Below are 2026 nucleotides of genomic sequence, written 5' to 3'. Positions count from 1 at the left end.
GGGCGGAGCTGGGGTCAGGCTGAGCTTCAGGACGGGCGGGGGATGCGGAGGGCGGAGAGGGTGGCGAGCAGGGTGATGGCGGCGAAGGTGACCGCCGTACCGGGGTAGCCGCCGAGGGCTAGGCCGAGGCCGCCGAGCGCGGCGCCGAGGAAGGTGCCGAGGCTCATGCCGGCGGCGTTGACGCTGAGCGCCGAGCCGCGGAGCGTGCCGCTGCGCCGGACCAGCAGGGTGGTGACGCAGGCAGCGACGGTCGCGTGGCCGCCACCCATCACCGCGGTGAGGGCGAGCGTCAGCGGGAGGGTCGGCGAGAGGTAGAACGCGGAGACGGCGATCAGCGCGACGACGATCCCGATCAGCAGCAGCCGCTCGGTCCCGGCGCGGTCGGTCGCGAGGTACCGCCCCGCGAGCAGGTTGCCGAGGAAAAACGAGGCCCCGCTGAGCGACCAGACCAGCGCGAACCACCCCGGCGCGAGGTCGAACTTGTCGTCGTAGAACGCGGCCAGGTACGCGAGGTACCCCATGAACGCCGCCGTCCGCAGCATCGCGACCGCGAGCAGCGGTACGGCGCCGGGGATCCGAGCGAGTTCGCGGTACGTCGCCAGATAGCTGACGCGCTGCTTACCCGCAATCGGTGCCGGCCGGCCACGTCCGCGGACGAAGAACGCGGCCGACAGGGTCAACGCGATCGCCGACGCCGCGAGCAGGTTGCCGCGCCAACCCCAGAGCATTCCGGGTACGGCGAGCACCGGCGCGGCGAGCATCGCCATCGCGCTCGTCGTCGCCGACACCAGCGTCGCCGCCCGGCCGGCTGCGGCCGGGGAGCGGAAGCGGTCCGCGGCCGCGGCGCCGATCGACGGCGCCAGGATCGACGTCGAGGCCCCGATCAGCAGGCAGAACGCGGCCACCGCAAACACGTTGCCTACGGCACCCAATGCGGCCGACACACCGAGCAACGCAAGGCCGCCCGCCGCGACCAGCTCCCGCGGCGCGCGGTCCATCAACGGCGCCAGTGTGACACCGACCGCGAGCGCCGCGAGCCCGCCGAGGCCGCGCAGCCCGCCGATCTCCGCGACGCTGCCGCCCGCGGCGGCGGAGATCGGCACCAGGTACAGACCGAAGACCGTGAACGGGATCAGGCTCACGGTCGAGGCGAGCAGGAACGGCCACAGCCGCTTGGCCATTCGGATGTCGCCGGGTACTTCGGCGGTGAGCTGCTGGGTGGTCATGTATCCGTCCTGTAGCGATAGAGGCTGCTCGGGCGGGAGCTGAACTGGGAGAAGGGGAAGGGTTCGGCCGACAGCGCGGTGACACCGGCGCCGAGGAACGTCCGGGCGACCGCGCTGCCGGTCTGGGCGTAGATCGCGAGCGGTTTTCCTTGCTCGCGGCAACTGTGCAGGAGGACGTCGAAGCTTCCGTTGGACAGCGTCATACCGGTGGCGACGACCGCGTCGGCGGCGTCGATCACCTCGGTCATGTCCTGGGTGACGGGCAGGCCGGACGCGGTCTCGCGGAGGTTGAAGTCGCAGGGCAGGCAGATTCCGCCGCGGTCGGTGATCGCGTCGACGAGCGGGTTGACGACGCCGATCAAGGCGACTTTGGTGCCTTCGGCAACGTCCAGGAGTCCGGCTACGGCGGCGTCGCGGGCCTTCGCACGGACGTCGGGGGTGCCGGCGGGGAGGACGACCTCCTCGGCGTACGGCGAGGTGTGGTGCGGCTCGACCGCTGCCAGGTAGGCGTCGAGGGCGGCGATCCGTACCGGGAGAGGATCGTTTTCGAGAACGTCGGCCAGGGTGCGGCCGGAGGTTTCCGCGCAGTACGACGGGTCGAGCTCACCGGCTTCGAAGGAGCAGGCGCCGAACACCTCTCCGACGCGCAGCAGTACGTAGTAGTTGCGATAGGTGACGTCGGCACCGGGAAGGCGGGTGGTGTGGTGCAGCCAGAACGCACTGGTGATGTCGAACGTGCCGGCGGCGGGGCCGAAGGCACCCGCGAGCACGGACTCGATCAGTTGACCTACGGACACGAG

General features: G+C 71.2%; 2 protein-coding genes. Both read right to left on the bottom strand.

The genetic code is table 11. From position 1 onward, the window contains the following. Positions 1 to 26 precede the first annotated feature (26 nt). A complete protein-coding gene (locus tag VFF46_RS29220; protein WP_325040440.1) occupies positions 27 to 1226 on the bottom strand; it encodes an MFS transporter in 1200 nt (399 codons plus the stop codon). Continuing rightward, complete coding sequence (locus tag VFF46_RS29215; RefSeq protein ID WP_325040441.1) at positions 1223 to 2023, bottom strand: Rossmann-like domain-containing protein; 801 nt, start codon at positions 2021 to 2023, stop codon at positions 1223 to 1225. Before VFF46_RS29215 ends, VFF46_RS29220 begins: the two co-directional genes overlap by 4 nt. Positions 2024 to 2026: the final 3 nt, after the last annotated feature.

The sequence above is a fragment of the Kribbella sp. genome (genome assembly GCF_035655035.1).
Taxonomy (GTDB): Bacteria; Actinomycetota; Actinomycetes; order Propionibacteriales; family Kribbellaceae; genus Kribbella.
Note: the sequence above shows the minus strand (reverse complement) of the source record. Positions and strands in the feature narration are given on the sequence as shown.